The organism is Brevundimonas sp. NPDC055812 (assembly GCF_053616535.1).
Genome location: NZ_JBSHDX010000004.1, coordinates 145,349 through 162,598, shown reverse-complemented (window position 1 = coordinate 162,598; position 17,250 = coordinate 145,349). Strand labels below are relative to the sequence as shown.

The window sequence follows — 17,250 nt, the reverse complement described above, 5'->3', positions numbered from 1 at the left end:
GCCGGGAACCCTCATCCGGTCCTTCGGACCACCTTCTCCCATCGGGAGAAGGATTCATTGCTTACGGATGCGGCCGCCCGATGCCGTAGCGCGCGGCCCAGTAGGGCAGGATGTCGTCATCCTGCAGGAAGCGCGCGCCCGTTTCCTCGCTGACCTGAGCATCGGGCCAGTCGAACTCGCCGTCCAGGACCAGAAGGGGGCAGCTCTGGTTCGCCTCCCCCACCTCGGCGATCACGGCCGGGCGCGGACGCGGGTGATCCAGATAGGTCACGGTCAGGTGCTCGCGCAGGCGCGGATACAGGCCCAACACGCCTTCGATCCGCGCGCCCGGCGGACAGAACCACGGCCCGCCCTGATCGTCGAACCAGTCTGGGTTCAATAGATACAGACGATCCGCCATCAGAGCCTCAGCACCACGGTTTCGACGATCGGACGACGGTCCCAGATCTGCTGGCTGGCCTTCTTCAGGGTCCGGCTGACGGCCTGTTCGATGACCATCTCGTCTTCCAGCGCCTCGCCCTTCAGGCCGCGCACCGTGTTCTCGACGCGCTCGGCCATGTCATCCAGCACATCGCCCAGCGGACGGTCCGCGTCGCCGGGCAGGCCGATGCCCCGCACGTCGATGTCGCTGGCGATCCGCCCGCGCTTGTCCAGGGCGAAGCTGACGATCAGGATGCCGTTGCTGGCGGCGTGCTTGCGCTCACGCAGAGCCTCCCCGCCTTCCTCGACCAACATGCCGCCGTCGACGAACAGACGGCCCGAGGGCACTTCGTCGATGATGGCGGCGGGTCCGGGGGCCAGGCGCACCATGTCGCCGTTGCGCGGCGTCACCGTCTCCGGCACCTGCATGTCCTTGGCCAGATTGCCGTGCTCGATCAGGTGACGGCGCATGCCATGGGTCGGCACGGCGATCTGCGGCCGGGCCCACTGATACATCTGACGCAGTTCGTCACGGCACGGGTGGCCCGAGACGTGGATGCCGGGGTGATCCTTCTCAGTGTAGATACGGATTCCGCGCTCAGCCATCTTGTCCTGCAGGCGGCCGATGGACAGTTCGTTGCCCGGGATGACGCGCGACGAGAAGATGCAGTGATCCCCCTGCCCCAGCTTGACGAAGGGATGCGTCCCTTCGGCCACGCGCGACAGAGCCGCTCGCGCCTCGCCCTGGCTGCCGGTGCACAGATACAGGATCTCGTCCGCCGGCCAGATCTTGGCCTCCTGTTCGGACAGGAAGGGCTTGATGTCGTTCAACATGCCGACCGACTTGGCGGCGGCGGTGATGCGGTGCATCGAGCGACCGGCCAGCGCTACGCGGCGACCGGCGGCCTCGGCGGCGCGGATCACGCTGTCCATGCGCGCGACGTTGGAGGCGAAGCAGCCGACGGCGACCCGGCCCTTGAGGCCCTGGATCAGCTCGGCCAGCTTGACCTTCACCTCGCCCTCGGACCCGGCGACCCCGTCGACGAAGACGTTGGTGGAGTCGCACACCATAGCCAGGACGCCCTCGTCGCCCAGATTCTGGATGAAGTCGACGTCGGTGCGCTCGCCCACGACCGGATCGTTGTCGATCTTCCAGTCGCCGGTGTGCAGCACCGTGCCCAGAGGCGTCTTGATGGCCAGGCCGTTCGGCTCGGCGATCGAGTGGGTGATGGTGACATAGGTCACCTCGAACGGGCCCAGATCCACCGTCGAACCCAGCGGCGCCTCGATCAGTTCGACATCTTCATAGATGCCGGCGTCGCGCAGCTTCTCGCGGATCAGGAAGGCGGTGAAGGGCGTGGCGTACAGCGGCGCCTGAATGCGCGGCCACAGCCAGCCCAGGGCGCCGATATGGTCCTCGTGCGCGTGCGTCAGCACGATGCCCAGGATGTTCTCGCCTTCCAGGAAGGTCGGATCCGGCACGATGACGTCCACGCCCGGCGTGGACTGGTCGCCGAAGGTCACGCCCACGTCGACGATGATCCATTTGCGATCATGCGCCGGGCCGAAGCCATAGGCGTTCAGGTTCATACCGACCTCGTTCGAACCGCCCAGCGGCAGGAAGACGAGTTCGTCGTTTTGATTTTTCTTAGTCATACGGCCTTACAGATGGGAGTTCCGCCGCCAGATTTCGAGTAGGCCGCGGATGGTCAGGTCCGGATCAAACCGGTCGATAGAGTCGGTAGCGCCCTCGAACAGGGAGGCGACGCCGCCGGTGCCGATGACCGTCATGGGCTTGCCCCACTCGGCCTTGATACGGTCCACCAGCCCTTCGATCAGAGCGATATAGCCCCAGAAGACGCCCGATTGCATGGAGGTGACGGTGTCGCGCCCGATGACGGTCTCGGGGCGCTGAATGGCGATGCGCGGCAGCTTGGCCGCAGCCTCGTGCAGGGCCTGAAGCGACAGATTGATGCCCGGCGCGATCAGTCCGCCTTCAAAGGCGCCCCCGCCCTTGCCGTTGGCACCCGAGACGACGTCAAAAGTGGTCGCCGTGCCGCTGTCGATCAGCAGCAGGTCGCCCTCATAGGCCTGAAGCGCGCCGATGGCGTTGACCAGGCGGTCGGCCCCGGCCTCGCTGGGTTTGTGGATGCGCACCTCAATGCCCAGCTCGACGTTCTCGCCGATCACCAGGGGTTCGACGGTCAGATAGCGTCGCGCCAGGTTGCGCAGGTTGAAAATCGACTGCGGCACCACGCTGGAGATGATGCAGCCGTCCATGTCGGCCATGGTCAGGCCATGACCGCGCATCTCGAACAGCTGGTGCAGCCAGACGGCGTATTCATCGGCCGTGCGCATGGGATCGGTGGCGGTGCGCCACTGGAAGATCCACTCCTCGCCGTCGTGGACGGCGAAAAGCGTGTTCGTATTGCCTTGCTCGATCGCCAGCAGCATCAGGCGGTCTCTCCGAAGAAGACGTCGCCGGCGGAGATGACTCGCAGGCCTCCGTCCGGCAGTTTCAGACGCAGGGCGCCGTCGGCCTCGACGCCGTCGGCGATCCCGCTCAGGGTTTCATGGCTCAGCCGCGCCGTGCACGGCCCGAACAGGCCCGGCGTCCGCGCGACCCAGGCGTCCAGCACCGGCTGAAAGCCCAGACGCGTCCAGCGTTCCAGCCAGACGTCGAAGGTTTCAGCCAGCGCCTTGGCCCCCTCCTCCATCGACGGCGCCGAAGCCACGTCGTGACCAAGATGCTCGGCGATGCAGGTGGTCGGGCGCTCGGTCCCTTCGGGCGCGTGGGACAGGTTCACGCCGATGCCGACCGCCAGCCACAGACCGCCAGACGGCGCAGGGCCGGATTCGATCAGGATGCCGGACGACTTGCGCCCATCCAACAGAACGTCATTGGGCCATTTGATGCTGACCAGCGCGGGCGGGACATAGCGGTCCAGCAGGTCGGCCACCGCCAGCGCAGCGGCGAAGGTCAGTTGCGCCGCCTCGGCCGGAGTACGCTTCAGCGTCAGCAGCAGGGTCGTGGCCAGATTGCCGTCGCGGCTGTCCCAGGCGCGGCCGCGACGGCCCCGCCCGGCGGTTTGACGCCGAGCCGCGATCCACAGCGGCCCGGCCTCGCCCGCCTCGGCGCGATGACGCGCCTCGGCATTGGTGGAGTCGGTCTCTTCGAGGATCAGGACCGGAGCCGCCAAGGCCCCTTATCCGATCCCGACGCCTGCCGCCGCCGCGCGCGTCAGCGGCTCCAGCCAGACGAGAGCCAGAAGCACCACGGGGAAGCTGAAGGCCGCAGCCGCCCAACCGATCCACTGGGCGCCGGCCGGCGCCTTGTCGGTCGTCACGTCGAAGTCCGGCGTGTCGAACCACATCACCTTGATGATGCGCAGGTAGTAGAAGCCCGCCACGACCGAGGCCACCAGCCCCGCCGCGCCCGCTATCCAGTATCCGGCGTCAGCGGCCGCGCCGAAGACATAAACCTTGCCCCAGAAGCCCGACATCGGCGGAATGCCGATAGCCGACAGCGACAGGATCGTCAGGGCGACGGCCGTCAGCGGGCGGTCCTTCTTCAGACCGGCCAGATCGGCGATCTTGCGGATCGGACGACCATTGCGGCTCAGCGACAGCAGGATGGCGAAGAAGCCGATCTGGTCCACGACATACAGGGTCATGAACATCAGGGTCGCCTGAACGCCGACCTGCGTGCCCGCCGCGACACCGAGCAGGGCGTAGCCGATGTTGATGATGGACGAATAGGCCAGCAGCCGCTGGATGTCCTTCTGCATCAGGCCGCCGAAGGCGCCGACGGCGAAGCTGATCAGCGAGATCAGGATCACCACCTGCGCCCACTGGGCATGGGCCAGGCCGAAGCCTTCGACCAGCACGCGGATGATCAGCACCATGGCCGCCACCTTGGGCGCGGTCGAGAACAGGGCCACGACCGGCGTCGGGGCGCCTTCATAGACGTCCGGCGTCCACATGTGGAACGGCGCGGCCGAAACCTTGAACGCCAAGCCGCAGATCAGGAAGACCAGGCCGAAGATCAGGCCCGGACCGGGGTTGGCGGTCGCGAAGGCGGCGATGTCCTCGAACCGCATCGAACCGGCGAAACCATAGATCAGGCTGGCGCCGTACAGCAGCAGACCCGACGACAGGGCGCCCAGGACGAAATACTTCAGACCGGCTTCCGAGGCCTTCAGATCGTCGCGGCGATAGGCGGCCAGGACGTAGAGGGCCAGGGAGTGCATCTCGATGCCGATGTAGAGCGAGATCAGGTCGCCCGACGACGCCATCATCCCCATGCCGACCGAGGCCAGCACGATCAGGATCGGATATTCGAACTTGGCGATGTTGTTGCGATGCATCCAGCCGTCGCCCAGCACTACGGCCACAGCGGCGGACAGGAAGATCACCGCCTTGCCGTAGACGGCCAGCGGATCGGCCACATAGGCCCCGTTGAAGGCCGCGCCCAGCGGGCCGACGGCGGCCAGAGCCGTCGCCGCCAGCAGCAGCAGCACCGACAGGCCCGAAACCAGGCGCGTCGACTTCTCCCCGGCGAAGGCGCCGAGCATGAGCAGCACCAGGCCGCCGACCGCAAGGGTCAGTTCCGGGGCCGAGAGATGAAGGGCGGAAGACAGATCAGTCATTATGCTCTCACCCGCCGATGGCTGCGCGATAGGCGGTCGTCAGGGCCTCAACGCTTGGCCCGGTGTAATCCAGAACGGCGTTGGGATAGAGGCCCAGCCAGATGGTGCCGACGATCAGGGGCACGAAGATCAGCAGCTCGCGCTTGTCGATGTCGGTGATGCTTTCCAGCGCCGGATTGGTGATCGGGCCGTACATGACGTTGCGGAACAGCGTCAGCGCATAGACCGCCGAGAAGATCACGCCCGAGGCCGCGATCAGGGCCGTCCAGGTCGAGACCTGATAGGCGCCCGTCATCGTCAGCACTTCGCCGATGAAGCCCGAGGTGCCCGGCAGGCCGACGTTGGCCATGGTGAACATCAGGAAGATGGCCGCATACCAGGGCATCCGCGCCGTCAGGCCGCCATAGAGGGCGATCTCACGGGTGTGCATCCGGTCGTAGACCACGCCGACGCACAGGAAGAGCGCGCCCGAGATCAGGCCGTGGCTCAGCATCTGGAAGACGGCGCCCTGAACCCCGGTGTCGTTGCCGGCGAAGATGCCCATGGTCACGAAGCCCATGTGAGCGACCGACGAATAGGCGATCAGCTTCTTCATGTCCGTCTGACGGAAGGCGACCAGCGAGGTGTAGACCACGGCGATCACCGACAGGGTGAACACCAGCGGCGTGAACATCTGCGACGCCAGCGGGAACATCGGAATGTTGAACAGGATGAAGCCGTAGCCGCCGAGCTTCAGCAGGATGCCGGCCAGAATGACCGAACCCGCCGTCGGCGCCTGAACGTGAGCGTCGGGCAGCCAGGTGTGCACCGGCCACATCGGCATCTTCACCGCGAAGGAGGCGAAGAAGGCCAGCCACAGGATCGGCTGCACCGAGGCGTCGAAGGCGTACTGCTTCAGCTCCGGAATGCTGGTGGTGCCCGTCGTGTGCGCCATCCACAGCATGGCCAGCAGCATCAGGACGGAGCCCAGCAGGGTGTAGAGGAAGAACTTGTAGGCCGCGTAGATGCGGTTGGCGCCGCCCCAGATGCCGATGATCAGATACATCGGCACCAGGGTGCCTTCGAAGAAGATGTAGAAAAGGAACAGGTCCAGCGAGGTGAACACCCCGATGACCAGCGTCTCCAGGATCAGGAAGGCGATCATATATTCGACGACGCGCGTCTCGATCGCCTTCCAGCTGGCCACCACGCAGATCGGCAGCAGGAAGGCCGTCAGCAGGACGAACAGGATGGAGATCCCGTCCACGCCCAGGTGATAACTGGCCCCCGCAAACCAGGCGTAGTTCTCGACGAACTGATAGGCCGGGTTCGACGGATCGAACTGCGCGACCAGCAGGACGGACACCGCCAGCACCACCAGGGTGGTGACCAGGGCGATCCAGCGGGCGGCCGGGGCCGCGGCGTCCTGACCGCCCTTGTTCAGCAGGCGCGCGACCAGGATCGCGGCCGCGCCGAGAAGCGGCAGGAAGGTGACGATGCTCAGAATGTGAGGCACGAGGCTCAGGCTCCCCACGTGAAGATGGCGAAAGCAAGGAACGCAGCCACGCCGATCAGCATCACGAATGCATAGAAGTAGACGAAACCGGACTGGAACCGGGACAGCCAGCCGCCCGACTTCAGCGAAGCCCAGGCCGCGCCGTTCGGGCCGAGGCCGTCGATGATCTTCACGTCGCCGATCTTCCAGAAGAAGTCGCCGATCGCCTTGGCGCCCTTCACGAAGACGGCGTCATACAGCTCATCGAAGAACCACTTGTTGTAGAGGAAGGTCCACAGCGGGCCCTTGCGGTCGGCCATCTGCTTGGCCGCGCCTTCCTTCACGACATACAGCCAGTAGGCGATGGCCGTGCCCAGCAGCGTCACGATCAGCGGCGCCCACTTCACCCAGGTCGGGACGTTGTGGCTTTCGTGCAGGACGTGGTTCTCAGCCCCGACGAAGATGGCGCCGCGCCAGAACTCGGCCTCATGATGGCCGATGAAGTGCGGGGCGAAGATCATGCCCGCGGCCACCGCGCCGACCGACAGCAGCAGCAGCGGCAGCACCATGACCCACGGGCTTTCATGCGGCTTCAGCGGACCGTGGTGGTGGTCGTCGTGAGCGTGATCGTCGCTGTCCAGCGGCTCTGAATGGGTTTCGATCTGAGCGTGTGAGGCATGGTCGTCCGCGTGATGGGCGTGCGCGCCCTCCTCTTCCTTCCAAACCGGCTTGTTGTGGAAGGTCATGAAGACCAGACGCCAGGAATAATAGGCCGTCAGCAGAGCCGCAGAGATGCCGATGAAGAAGGCGAACATGCCTGCAGCCGAATGGCCGGTCGTCGCCGCCGCATAGGCGCTCTCGAGGATGGAGTCCTTGGAGTAGAAGCCGGCGAAGCCGCCGACGCCGGGCATCCCCAGGCCGGTGATGGCGATGGTGCCGATCATCATGGTCGCATAGGTGACGGGCAGCAGCTTCCACAGGCCGCCCATCTTCCGCATGTCCTGCTCGTGGTGCATGCCGTGGATCACCGAACCGGCGCCCAGGAACAGCAGGGCCTTGAAGAAGGCGTGCGTGAACAGGTGGAACATGGCGGGCTGATAGGCGCCGACGCCCGCCGCGAAGAACATGTAGCCCAGCTGCGAACAGGTCGAATAGGCGATCACCCGCTTGATGTCGTTCTGCATCATGCCGACGGTCGCGGCGAAGATGGCGGTGATCCCGCCGATGATGGCGATGAACTGCGACGCGACGGGCGCGTGCTCATAAAGAGGCGACAGCAGGCAGACCATGAAGACGCCAGCCGTGACCATGGTGGCCGCGTGGATCAGGGCCGACACAGGCGTCGGGCCTTCCATCGCGTCCGGCAGCCAGGTGTGCAGGAAGAACTGCGCCGACTTGCCCATGGCGCCGACGAACAGCAGCAGACCGGCCAGGTCCAGCGCCGACCAGGTGTAGCCCAGGAATTCCCAGCCCGTGCCGACCTTGCCGGCGATCATCGGGAACAGCTTGGCGAACTCGATCGTGCCGAACATCCAGAACACGGTCATCATGCCGAGCAGGAAGCCGAAGTCGCCGACGCGGTTGACCACGAAGGCCTTGATCGCCGCCGAAGAGGCCGAGGCCTTCTTGTACCAGAAGCCGATCAGCAGATAGGACGCCAGGCCCACGCCTTCCCAGCCGAAGAACATCTGCACGAAGTCGGCCGCCGTCACCAGCGCCAGCATCATGAAGGTGAACAGCGACAGATAGGCGAAGAAGCGAGGACGGCTGTCGTCCTCCTTCATGTAGCCCCAGGAATAGAGGTGGACCAGCGACGAGACGCTGGTCACCACGATCAGCATGACCGCCGACATGGCGTCGACGCGGATCGACCAGTTCGACTGGAAGTCGCCCACATGGATAAACGGCGCGATGTGGACGGTGAAGGCTTCCAGCCCGCCCCAGGTCCACTGGCTGAACACGATCCACGAGACCGCGCACGAGAAGAACAGCAGGCCGGTTGTGACGGCCTGGGACGGAATGTCGCCGATCCGGCGACCGAAGAAGCCGGCGATCATGGCCCCCAGCAGGGGGGCGAAGACGCCGAGAGTGACGAGAGTCTGGATAGTCACGGTTCCGATCAGCCCTTCATCACGGAGGCGTCGTCGACCGCGATGTCGCCGCGGTTACGGAAGAAGGTCACGAGAATGGCCAGGCCGACGGCGGCCTCGGCCGCGGCGACCGTCAGGACGAACATGGCCATCAACTGACCCGACACGTCGTTCAGGTGGGTCGAGAAGGCCACGAAGTTGATGTTCACCGCGAGCAGGATCATCTCGACCGACATCAGGATGATGATGACGTTCTTGCGGTTCACGAAGATGCCGAAGACGCCGATGGTGAAAAGCATGGCGGCGACCGCCAGATAGTGGTGGAGCGAGATATCCATCACAGAAGCTCCTCTGGGGTGACGCCCTGGCCCGTGGTCACGGACTTGATCTCGACAGCCTTGGCGCGTTCGCGGTTGGCTTGCGCCGCCAGATCCTGACGATGCACGCCCGGACGGTGACGAAGGGTCAGGACGATGGCGCCGATCATGGCGATCAGCAGAACCACGCCCGCCGCCTGGAAGAAGTAGACATAGTCCGTGTAGAGCACGCGGCCGATCGTCTCGATGTTGGTGACGTCAGGCCCGGCCGGCACCGGCGAGGCGGCGTCGCGGGCGGCTCCGCCCTGAACGACGCTGATCGACACCATGATCATCTCGGCCAGCAGCACGCCCGCCACGACGCCCGCCAGCGGCAGGTAGCGCGCGTAACCCTCGCGCAGCTTCACGAAGTCGACGTCCAGCATCATGACCACGAACAGGAACAGCACCGCCACGGCGCCGACGTAGACGACGACCAGCAGCATCGCCAGGAACTCGGCGCTCAGCAGCACGAACAGTCCGGCCGCCGAGAAGAAGGTCAGGATCAGCCAGAGAACGGAGTGCACGGGATTGCGCGCGGTCACCACCAGAAGGGCGGAAACCACGGCGACCGTCGCCAGAAGATAGAAGGCCAGGCCTTGCAACATGTGCGGGACGACGCCCCTCTTCAAAACCAATGGCCCGGACGGAAATCCCGGACCCTTCCAGAAATCAGCCCCGGCCCGAAGGTCAGGGTCAGCGCGGCGGAATCGCCGCTCCGTTTAGCGATACGGAGCGTCGAGTTCCAGATTCTTCGCGATCAGACGCTCCCAGCGGTCGCCGTTGTCCAGCAGGCGCGCCTTGTCATAGAGCAGTTCTTCGCGGGTCTCGGTGGCGAACTCGCTGTTCGGTCCCTCGACGATGGCGTCCACCGGGCAGGCCTCCTGGCACAGGCCGCAGTAGATGCATTTGACCATGTCGATGTCGTAGCGCGTCGTGCGGCGGCTGCCGTCGGCCCGCGGTTCGGCCTCGATGGTGATGGCTTGCGCCGGGCAGATGGCCTCGCACAGCTTGCAGGCGATGCAGCGTTCTTCGCCGTTCGGATAGCGGCGCAGCGCGTGTTCGCCACGGAAGCGCGGCGACTGCGGGTTGCGCTCGAACGGATAGTTCACCGTCGCCTTCGGCTTCATCATGTACTTCATCGACAGGCCGACGGCGCCGAACACGTCGGTCAGCATCGCGCCCTTGGCCGCCTGAACGATACGGGTCAGCATTACGATTTCACTCCGGCGCACTCGCGTTCATAGCGGGCGCTTTCCTTGTCGAGGGTCTGGCAAAGGCGCTGGCGTTCCGCCTCGCGCCGTTCAACTTCCTGCACCTTGCGCTCCCACTGATAGACCGAGACGGGCTCGGCCTCATAGGGCGCGCAGGCCGACGCCAGCATGGGCGCGGTCAGGGCGATCATCAGGGCTGCGGCCTTCATCTTCATCCGCCGATCCGGCGTTCGCAGCCGTCCCTGTCGAAACGCGGATCGTCCCGCGACAGACGTTGGCAATAGGCGCGCTTGTCCGCCTCCTCTCCTCGCTCCCGGTCCAGGCGTTCGAGACGCGCGGACGCGGTCTCGGGCGCAGCCGGATCCATCGGCGTGAAGGTGCAGGCCGACAGGCCGGCGGCGAGCGCCAACGCGATCAGGACTGTGGCGCGGACGCCCATCACGCCCCCACCGCGAACACGCGCCACGCCGACACGAAGACCACGGCGATCAGCGAAGCCGGTAGGAAGATCTTCCAGCCCAGGCGCATCAGCTGGTCATAGCGGTAGCGAGGCACGAAGGCCTTCACCAGGGCGATCATGAAGAACCAGAAGACCACCTTCACGGCGAAGACCGCTAGGTAGAACAGGTTGGCCACGAAGGCCGGGACGCTGTTCAGGAAGTCGGTCGGGAAGCCCGGATTCCACCCGCCGCAGAACAGCAGGGTGATCATGGCGCACATGAAGACGATGTTGGCGTACTCGCCGATCATGAACAGCAGGTAGGGGGTCGAGGAATATTCGACCTGATAACCGGCCACCAGCTCCGACTCCGCTTCGGGCAGGTCGAACGGCGGACGGTTCGTCTCGGCCAGAGCCGAGATGAAGAAGACGATGGTCATGGGCAGCATGACGATGATGGTCGGCAGGGTCTCGAGCCCGCCGCCGAAGGCGTTCCAGTTCCAGATCCAACCCTGTTGCTGGGTCACGATCTCGGTCAGGTTCATCGTCCCGGCCAGCAGGATGACGTTGATGATGATGAGGCCCATCGAGACCTCATAGGACACCATCTGCGCCGCCGAACGCAGCGAGCCCAGGAACGGGTACTTCGAGTTCGAAGCCCAGCCGCCCATGATGATGCCGTACACGCCCAGCGAGCTGATCGCGAGGATGTACAGGATGCCGACGTTCAGGTCCGACACCACCCAGCCCGGCGCGAACGGGATCACCGCCCAGGCGATGAAGGCCAGCACGAAGCTGATCAGCGGGGCCAGAATGAAGACCACCTTGTCCGACCCGGCCGGGATGACGATCTCCTTCAGCACGAACTTGAAGAAGTCGGCGAAGGACTGCAGCAGGCCGAAGGGACCGACCACGTTCGGACCCTTGCGCAGCTGAACGCCCGCCCAGATCTTGCGGTCGGCCAGCAGCAGGAAGGCCAGGGAGATCAGGATGCCGACCACGACCAGCAGGATCCCGCCCAGAGTGGCGAGGGTCCAGCCGACGGGAGTGGCCCAGAAGGAAGTCGCAGCGTCCATGTCTTACTCCGCCGCCAGAGCGACCGGCGCCGTCCGCTCAGCGGACAGTTGGGCCATGGTTTCACTGGCGCGCGCGATCGGGTTGGTCAGGTAGGGATCGGCGATGACGGAGACGAAGGCGACGTCGCCCAGGTCTCCCTTGGCGCCCAGCTTGGCGACGTCGAACGTCGCGGCCGGGGCCAGATAGTCGATGCGGCCGAAGGTCGGATGGTCGCCCATCAGCTTCGTGCGCAACTGGTCGAGGGTGTCGAACGGCAGCTTGCAGCCGACGCGTTCCGACAGGGCTCGGATGATGGCCCAGTCGTCCTTGGCCTCGCCCTTCGGGAAGACCACGCGTTCGGCCATCTGCACCCGGCCCTCGGTGTTGACGTAGAGGCCCGACTTCTCGGTGTAGGCCGCGCCCGGCAGGATCACGTCCGCGCCGTGCGCGCCGCGATCGCCGTGCGAACCCAGATAGACGCGGAAGGCGCCCGATGCGTCCGCGTTCACCTCATCGGCGCCCAGCAAGAACAGCACGTCCAGCGCGCCCGGCTTCAGCATGGCGGCCACGTCCAGACCGCCCTCGCCCGGCAGGAAGCCCATGTCCAGGCCGCCGACACGCGCGGCGGCGGTGTGCAGGACGTTGAAGCCGTTCCAGCCGTCCTTGACCACGCCGACCTTCTTGGCCAGCGCGCCCAGGGCGTTCAGCACGGCCGGGCCGGTCTCGCCGGTCAGGGCGCCCGCGCCGACGATGATGGCGGGCCGTTCGGCCTTGGTCAGGAAGTCGACAGCGGCCTTGGGCAGCTTGCCGACGGTCTTCGAACCGGCGCCGAGGTAGTTGTAGTCATAGGTCAGGTCGGCCTGCGGGCCGATGACGCCGACTTCGACGCCGCCCTTCAGCCAGGTCTTGCGGATGCGCGCGTTCAGCAGCGGCGCTTCTGTACGCGGATTGGCGCCGACGATCAGAATGGCGTCAGCGTTTTCAATGCCTTGCAGGCCGGAGTTAAACAGCCAGCCTTCACGAACCTCGCCGCCCAGCGCGGCGCCGTCCTGACGGCAGTCGGTGTTGGCCGAACCCAGCGCGCGGAACAGGTCCAGCGTCGCCTTCATCGACTCGGCGTCCTGCAGGTCGCCGGCGATGGCGCCGATGCGGTCAGCCGAGGCGGCCTTGATCTTGTCGGCGACGACCGACAGAGCCTCGTCCCACGAAGCCGGACGCAGCTTGCCGTTCTCACGCACCCAAGGACGGTCCAGACGACGCGCCTGCAGGCCGTCGACGGCATAGCGGCTCTTGTCCGACAGCCACTCCTCGTTGATGCCCTCGTTCACGCGCGGCAGAACGCGCATGACCTCGGCGCCGCGCGCGTCGGCGCGGATGTTCGAACCGAGCGCGTCCATCACGTCGATGGTCTCGGTCTTCTTCAGCTCCCACGGGCGGTAGTGATACTGCCACGGGCGGTGCGTCAGAGCGCCCACCGGGCACAGGTCGTTGACGTTGCCCGACAGTTCGCTGTCGATGTTCTTTTCCAGATAGGTCGTGATCTCAGCGCTTTCCCCGCGCGAGATCATGCCGATGTCCGGCACGCCCGCCACTTCGGTGATGAAGCGGACGCAACGCGTGCACTGGATGCAGCGCGTCATGAACGTCTTGACCGTCGGGCCCATGTTCTTTTCTTCGACTGCGCGCTTGTTCTCGCCGTAGCGAGACCCGTCGCGGCCGTAGCCGACGGCCTGATCCTGCAGGTCGCACTCGCCGCCCTGGTCGCAGATCGGGCAGTCCAGCGGGTGGTTGATGAGCAGGAACTCCATCACCCCTTCGCGGGCCTTCTTGACCATCGGCGTGTCGGTGAAGATTTCCTGGCCGTCGGCGGCCGGCAGCGCGCACGACGCCTGGGGCTTGGGCGGTCCAGGCTTCACCTCGACCAGGCACATGCGGCAGTTGCCGGCGATGGACAGGCGCTCGTGGTAGCAGAACCGCGGGATTTCCTGCCCGGCGCGCTCGGCGACCTGCAGCACGGTCATGCCCGGTTCGAACTCGACTTCAACGCCGTTGACCTTGGCGATAGGCATTACGATTACTCCGCCGCGATCGCGTGGCCGGCGAAGTTCGCGCGGCGGCTGCGGTAGGTGTGGATGCGCTCTTCGATCTCGTGACGGAAGTGCCGGATCAGGCCCTGAACGGGCCAGGCGGCGGCGTCGCCGAGGGCGCAGATGGTGTGGCCTTCGACCTGGCTGGCCACGTCGAGCAGCAGGTCGATCTCGGACGGGTCGGCGTCGCCGATCGCCATGCGTTCCAGCACGCGCCACATCCAGCCGGTGCCTTCACGGCACGGCGTGCACTGGCCGCAGCTCTCGTGCTTGAAGAAGTAGCTGATGCGGGCGATCGCCTTCACGATGTCGGTGGACTGGTCCATGACCGTCACGCCGGCGGTGCCCAGCGACGAGCGATGCTCGCGCATGGAGTCGAAGTCCATCAGGGCGACTTCGGCCTGTTCGCGCGTGATGACCGGGCAGGACGCGCCGCCCGGAATGATGGCCTTCAGGTTTTCCCAGCCGCCGCGCACGCCGCCGCCGTGATCCTCGATCAACTGGCGCAGCGGGATCGACATGGCCTCTTCGACCACGCAGGGCGTGTTCACGTGGCCCGACAGGGACATCAGCTTGGTGCCGGTGTTGTTCGGACGACCGAAGCTGGCGAACCAGTCGGCGCCGCGACGCAGGATGGTGCCGACCACAGCGATCGATTCCACGTTGTTCACAGTCGTCGGGCAGCCATAGAGGCCGGCGCCCGCCGGGAACGGCGGCTTCAGGCGCGGCTGGCCCTTCTTGCCTTCCAGCGACTCCAGCAGAGCCGTCTCTTCGCCGCAGATATAGGCCCCGGCGCCGTGGTGGATATAGACGTGGAAGTCCCAGCCGTGGACGTTGTCGTCACCGATCAGCTTGGCCTCATAGGCCTGCTTGACGGCGGCTTCCATGCGCTCGCGCTCGAGGATGTATTCGCCGCGCAGGTAGATGTAGCAGGCGTGGGCCTTCATCGCGAAGGAGGCGATCAACGCGCCTTCGATCAGCAGGTGCGGATCATGACGCATGATCTCGCGGTCCTTGCAGGTGGCGGGCTCGGACTCATCGGCGTTGATGACCAGGTAGTGAGGGCGATCCTTCACTTCCTTGGGCATGAAGGACCACTTCAGCCCGGTCGAGAAACCGGCGCCCCCGCGTCCGCGCAGGCCCGAGTTCTTGACGTTGTTGATGATCCATTCGCCGCCAAGGTCCAGCATGTCCTTGGTGGCGTTCCACGCGCCGCGCTTCTTCGCCCCCTCAAGGCCCCAGTCATGGAAGCCGTAGAGGTTGGTGAAGATCCGATCCTTGTCTTGGAGGATGCCGACCATGATCCCTTAAAGTCCTTCCGCCATGCGGCGCTTGTGGTGGCGGGTGCGCTGGAAGACGGCGTAGATCACCAGCACCCATCCGATGGCCAACAGGCCATAGGCCGCCACCGCGGCGTTTTCAGTCAGGCCGAAACGGCCCTCGCGCGCGAACAAAACCAGAGCGGCCGCGACCACGATACAGGCCAGGCCCGCCCAACGCGGGCGCCAGCCGACACGTCGCAGTTCGGCCCGATAGGCCGCCCTGCCCGCTTCCGTTTCGAGGTCCGGCCGCGCCATCAGGCCGGCGCCTTTTCAGCGACAGGCTCCGAGTTCGGCAGCTTCTTGATCTTCTTGGCGGCCGAGCCGTCATACAGCGCCGGGTCCGTCAGAACGCGCGCGCCGCCCTGGGGCTCTGACGTGTGGCGACCGACGTAGCTGCCCGCCTTCGGCGTCTTGCCCGCCGCGAAATCGTCGATGATCTGAGCCATGTTCTCGGGCGTCAGGTCTTCGTAGTAGAGATCGTTGATCTGGGCCACCGGCGCGTTCGAGCAAGCGCCGATGCATTCGATTTCCTGCCAGGTGAAGCGGCCGTCAGCCGACAGCTCGTCCTTGGGACCGATCTTCTCGCGGCACACGCGCATTAGCTCGTTGGAGCCGCGCAGCATGCACTGCGTGGTGCCGCAGACCTGGATCAACGCAGCCGTACCGACCGGCGTCAGCTGGAACATGGTGTAGAAGGTCGCGACCTCCAGCACCCGGATATAGGCCATGCCCAGCAGGTCGCCGATGGCGCGCAGCGACGGCTCGGACACCCAGCCCTCCTGCTTCTGGACCAGCCACAGGACCGGGATCACCGCCGACTGGCGACGCGATTCCGGGTACTTCTTGATCCACCACTGAGCCTTTTCCATCGTCTCCTTCGAAAACTCGAAAGAGGCCGGTTGCTCCTTGGCCAGGCGACGAACGCTCATCGGTCCACTTCTCCGAACACCATGTCGAGCGAGCCGAGGATGGCGGACACGTCCGCCAGCATGTGGCCGCGGTTCATCCAGTCCATCGCCTGCAGGTGACGGAAGCCGGGCGCCGACAGCTTGACGCGGTAGGGTTTGTTGGTGCCGTCCGACACCAGGTAGACGCCGAACTCGCCCTTCGGCGCCTCGACGGCCGCATAGACCTCGCCTTCCGGGGTGCGGAAGCCTTCGGTGTAGAGCTTGAAGTGGTGGATCAGCGCCTCCATCGAGCGCTTCATCTCACCGCGGCGCGGCGGGGCGATCTTGTTGTCTTCGGTCAGGACCGGCTCGCCGGGGCAGTTGCGCAGCTTGTGGATGCACTGCTCCATGATGCGGATCGACTGGCGCATCTCCTCGACGCGGCACAGATAGCGATCCCAGCAGTCGCCGTTCTTGCCGACGGCGATGTCGAACTCGAGGTCCGCGTAGCAGTCGTACGGCTGAGCCTTGCGCAGGTCCCAGGCGATGTCCGAGCCGCGCAGCATGACGCCCGAGAAGCCCCACGCGAGCGCGTTCTCCTTGGACACCACGCCGATGTCGACGTTGCGCTGCTTGAAGATGCGGTTCTCGGTGACCAGGCTTTCGATGTCGTCCAGCTTGGCCGGGAACTCGGCGCACCAGCGGCCGATGTCGTCGATCAGCTCGGGCGTCAGGTCCTGGTGGACGCCGCCCGGACGGAAGTAGTTGGCGTGCAGACGCGCGCCGCAGGCCCGCTCATAGAAGACCATCAGCTTCTCGCGCTCTTCATGGCCCCACAGCGGCGGGGTCAGGGCGCCCACGTCCATGGCCTGCATGGTCGTGTTCAGAAGGTGGTTCAGGATGCGGCCGATTTCCGAATAAAGCACCCGGATCAGCTGGCCGCGATACGGCACGTCGATCTCCAGCAGGCGTTCGATCGCCAGGCAGAAGGCGTGCTCCTGGTTCATCGGCGAGACGTAGTCCAGCCGGTCCAGGTAGGGGATGTTCTGGAGGTAGGTGCGCGCCTCCATCAGCTTCTCGGTGCCGCGGTGCAGCAGGCCGATGTGCGGATCGACGCGCGTGACCAGTTCGCCGTCCAGCTCCAGCACCAGGCGCAGCACGCCGTGCGCGGCCGGGTGTTGCGGGCCGAAGTTGATGGTGAACTTGCGGTCGTCCATCGCCCGCGCGTGCGGGGTCAGGCCGTCTTCATAGTCCTC

General features: G+C 65.6%; 18 protein-coding genes. All 18 read right to left on the bottom strand.

What is annotated here, in order from left to right; all coding sequences use genetic code 11:
* Positions 1-61: 61 nt before the first annotated feature.
* A complete protein-coding gene (locus ACWGL1_RS08535) occupies positions 62-400 on the bottom strand; it encodes a DUF3088 family protein (RefSeq protein WP_025977378.1) in 339 nt (112 codons plus the stop codon).
* Positions 400-2,076, bottom strand: a complete 1,677-nt coding sequence (locus ACWGL1_RS08530; protein WP_338578512.1) for a ribonuclease J — start codon at positions 2,074-2,076, stop codon at positions 400-402. Before ACWGL1_RS08530 ends, ACWGL1_RS08535 begins: the two co-directional genes overlap by 1 nt.
* 6 nt (positions 2,077-2,082) lie before the next feature.
* Positions 2,083-2,877, bottom strand: coding sequence for a type III pantothenate kinase (locus ACWGL1_RS08525; protein WP_338578606.1), 795 nt, complete (start codon positions 2,875-2,877; stop codon positions 2,083-2,085).
* Positions 2,874-3,620 (bottom strand): biotin--[acetyl-CoA-carboxylase] ligase, encoded by a 747-nt coding sequence (locus tag ACWGL1_RS08520; RefSeq protein ID WP_452111749.1) that lies wholly within the window; start codon positions 3,618-3,620, stop codon positions 2,874-2,876. The genes ACWGL1_RS08525 and ACWGL1_RS08520 overlap by 4 nt, the downstream gene beginning before the upstream one ends.
* 6 nt (positions 3,621-3,626) lie before the next feature.
* Entirely contained in the window at positions 3,627-5,069 is a 1,443-nt protein-coding gene (gene nuoN / locus ACWGL1_RS08515; protein ID WP_452111748.1) for an NADH-quinone oxidoreductase subunit NuoN, read from the bottom strand.
* A gap of 7 nt (positions 5,070-5,076) precedes the next feature.
* Complete coding sequence (locus ACWGL1_RS08510; protein WP_452111747.1) at positions 5,077-6,564, bottom strand: NADH-quinone oxidoreductase subunit M; 1,488 nt, start codon at positions 6,562-6,564, stop codon at positions 5,077-5,079.
* A gap of 5 nt (positions 6,565-6,569) precedes the next feature.
* Positions 6,570-8,648, bottom strand: coding sequence for an NADH-quinone oxidoreductase subunit L (gene nuoL / locus ACWGL1_RS08505; protein WP_452111851.1), 2,079 nt, complete (start codon positions 8,646-8,648; stop codon positions 6,570-6,572).
* A 14-nt stretch (positions 8,649-8,662) separates the two neighbouring features.
* Positions 8,663-8,971 carry an NADH-quinone oxidoreductase subunit NuoK gene (nuoK, locus tag ACWGL1_RS08500; RefSeq protein WP_291774531.1) on the bottom strand — a complete coding sequence of 103 codons (309 nt, stop codon included), beginning with the start codon at positions 8,969-8,971 and terminating at the stop codon, positions 8,663-8,665.
* Positions 8,971-9,597 carry an NADH-quinone oxidoreductase subunit J gene (locus tag ACWGL1_RS08495; protein WP_291774529.1) on the bottom strand — a complete coding sequence of 209 codons (627 nt, stop codon included), beginning with the start codon at positions 9,595-9,597 and terminating at the stop codon, positions 8,971-8,973. The genes nuoK and ACWGL1_RS08495 overlap by 1 nt, the downstream gene beginning before the upstream one ends.
* Before the next feature lie 114 nt (positions 9,598-9,711).
* Complete coding sequence (gene nuoI, locus ACWGL1_RS08490) at positions 9,712-10,203, bottom strand: NADH-quinone oxidoreductase subunit NuoI (protein WP_040345161.1); 492 nt, start codon at positions 10,201-10,203, stop codon at positions 9,712-9,714.
* A complete protein-coding gene (locus ACWGL1_RS08485) occupies positions 10,203-10,418 on the bottom strand; it encodes a hypothetical protein (protein WP_291774518.1) in 216 nt (71 codons plus the stop codon). The genes nuoI and ACWGL1_RS08485 overlap by 1 nt, the downstream gene beginning before the upstream one ends.
* Complete coding sequence (locus ACWGL1_RS08480) at positions 10,415-10,642, bottom strand: hypothetical protein (RefSeq protein ID WP_338578507.1); 228 nt, start codon at positions 10,640-10,642, stop codon at positions 10,415-10,417. Before ACWGL1_RS08480 ends, ACWGL1_RS08485 begins: the two co-directional genes overlap by 4 nt.
* On the bottom strand, positions 10,642-11,718 hold the full coding sequence (gene nuoH / locus ACWGL1_RS08475) for an NADH-quinone oxidoreductase subunit NuoH (protein WP_291774511.1): 1,077 nt from the start codon (positions 11,716-11,718) through the stop codon (positions 10,642-10,644). The genes ACWGL1_RS08480 and nuoH overlap by 1 nt, the downstream gene beginning before the upstream one ends.
* A gap of 3 nt (positions 11,719-11,721) precedes the next feature.
* Entirely contained in the window at positions 11,722-13,767 is a 2,046-nt protein-coding gene (gene nuoG, locus ACWGL1_RS08470) for an NADH-quinone oxidoreductase subunit NuoG (RefSeq protein WP_452111746.1), read from the bottom strand.
* A 5-nt stretch (positions 13,768-13,772) separates the two neighbouring features.
* Positions 13,773-15,086: an NADH-quinone oxidoreductase subunit NuoF gene (nuoF, locus tag ACWGL1_RS08465; protein WP_343829573.1), complete on the bottom strand. Its 1,314-nt coding sequence runs from the start codon at positions 15,084-15,086 to the stop codon at positions 13,773-13,775.
* A 6-nt stretch (positions 15,087-15,092) separates the two neighbouring features.
* Positions 15,093-15,362: a DUF3611 family protein gene (locus tag ACWGL1_RS08460; protein ID WP_312218487.1), complete on the bottom strand. Its 270-nt coding sequence runs from the start codon at positions 15,360-15,362 to the stop codon at positions 15,093-15,095.
* The gene (nuoE, locus tag ACWGL1_RS08455) at positions 15,362-16,036 is read right to left on the bottom strand and encodes an NADH-quinone oxidoreductase subunit NuoE (protein WP_452111745.1); all 675 of its coding nucleotides are present in this window, start codon (positions 16,034-16,036) and stop codon (positions 15,362-15,364) included. The genes ACWGL1_RS08460 and nuoE overlap by 1 nt, the downstream gene beginning before the upstream one ends.
* On the bottom strand, positions 16,033-17,211 hold the full coding sequence (locus ACWGL1_RS08450; protein ID WP_291776096.1) for an NADH-quinone oxidoreductase subunit D: 1,179 nt from the start codon (positions 17,209-17,211) through the stop codon (positions 16,033-16,035). Before ACWGL1_RS08450 ends, nuoE begins: the two co-directional genes overlap by 4 nt.
* Positions 17,212-17,250 lie beyond the last annotated feature (39 nt).

What these genes read in the sequence shown, in the direction of transcription:
- ACWGL1_RS08535 (WP_025977378.1), bottom strand. Translation starts at nt 400, where the DNA reads ATGGCGGATCGTCTGTATCTATTGAACCCAGACTGGTTCGACGATCAG.
- ACWGL1_RS08530 (WP_338578512.1), bottom strand. Translation starts at nt 2,076, where the DNA reads ATGACTAAGAAAAATCAAAACGACGAACTCGTCTTCCTGCCGCTGGGC.
- nuoN (WP_452111748.1), bottom strand. Translation starts at nt 5,069, where the DNA reads ATGACTGATCTGTCTTCCGCCCTTCATCTCTCGGCCCCGGAACTGACC.
- nuoK (WP_291774531.1), bottom strand. Translation starts at nt 8,971, where the DNA reads ATGGATATCTCGCTCCACCACTATCTGGCGGTCGCCGCCATGCTTTTC.
- ACWGL1_RS08495 (WP_291774529.1), bottom strand. Translation starts at nt 9,597, where the DNA reads ATGTTGCAAGGCCTGGCCTTCTATCTTCTGGCGACGGTCGCCGTGGTT.
- nuoI (WP_040345161.1), bottom strand. Translation starts at nt 10,203, where the DNA reads ATGCTGACCCGTATCGTTCAGGCGGCCAAGGGCGCGATGCTGACCGAC.
- ACWGL1_RS08485 (WP_291774518.1), bottom strand. Translation starts at nt 10,418, where the DNA reads ATGAAGATGAAGGCCGCAGCCCTGATGATCGCCCTGACCGCGCCCATG.
- ACWGL1_RS08480 (WP_338578507.1), bottom strand. Translation starts at nt 10,642, where the DNA reads ATGGGCGTCCGCGCCACAGTCCTGATCGCGTTGGCGCTCGCCGCCGGC.
- nuoH (WP_291774511.1), bottom strand. Translation starts at nt 11,718, where the DNA reads ATGGACGCTGCGACTTCCTTCTGGGCCACTCCCGTCGGCTGGACCCTC.
- nuoG (WP_452111746.1), bottom strand. Translation starts at nt 13,767, where the DNA reads ATGCCTATCGCCAAGGTCAACGGCGTTGAAGTCGAGTTCGAACCGGGC.
- nuoF (WP_343829573.1), bottom strand. Translation starts at nt 15,086, where the DNA reads ATGGTCGGCATCCTCCAAGACAAGGATCGGATCTTCACCAACCTCTAC.
- ACWGL1_RS08460 (WP_312218487.1), bottom strand. Translation starts at nt 15,362, where the DNA reads ATGGCGCGGCCGGACCTCGAAACGGAAGCGGGCAGGGCGGCCTATCGG.
- nuoE (WP_452111745.1), bottom strand. Translation starts at nt 16,036, where the DNA reads ATGAGCGTTCGTCGCCTGGCCAAGGAGCAACCGGCCTCTTTCGAGTTT.
- ACWGL1_RS08450 (WP_291776096.1), bottom strand. Translation starts at nt 17,211, where the DNA reads ATGGACGACCGCAAGTTCACCATCAACTTCGGCCCGCAACACCCGGCC.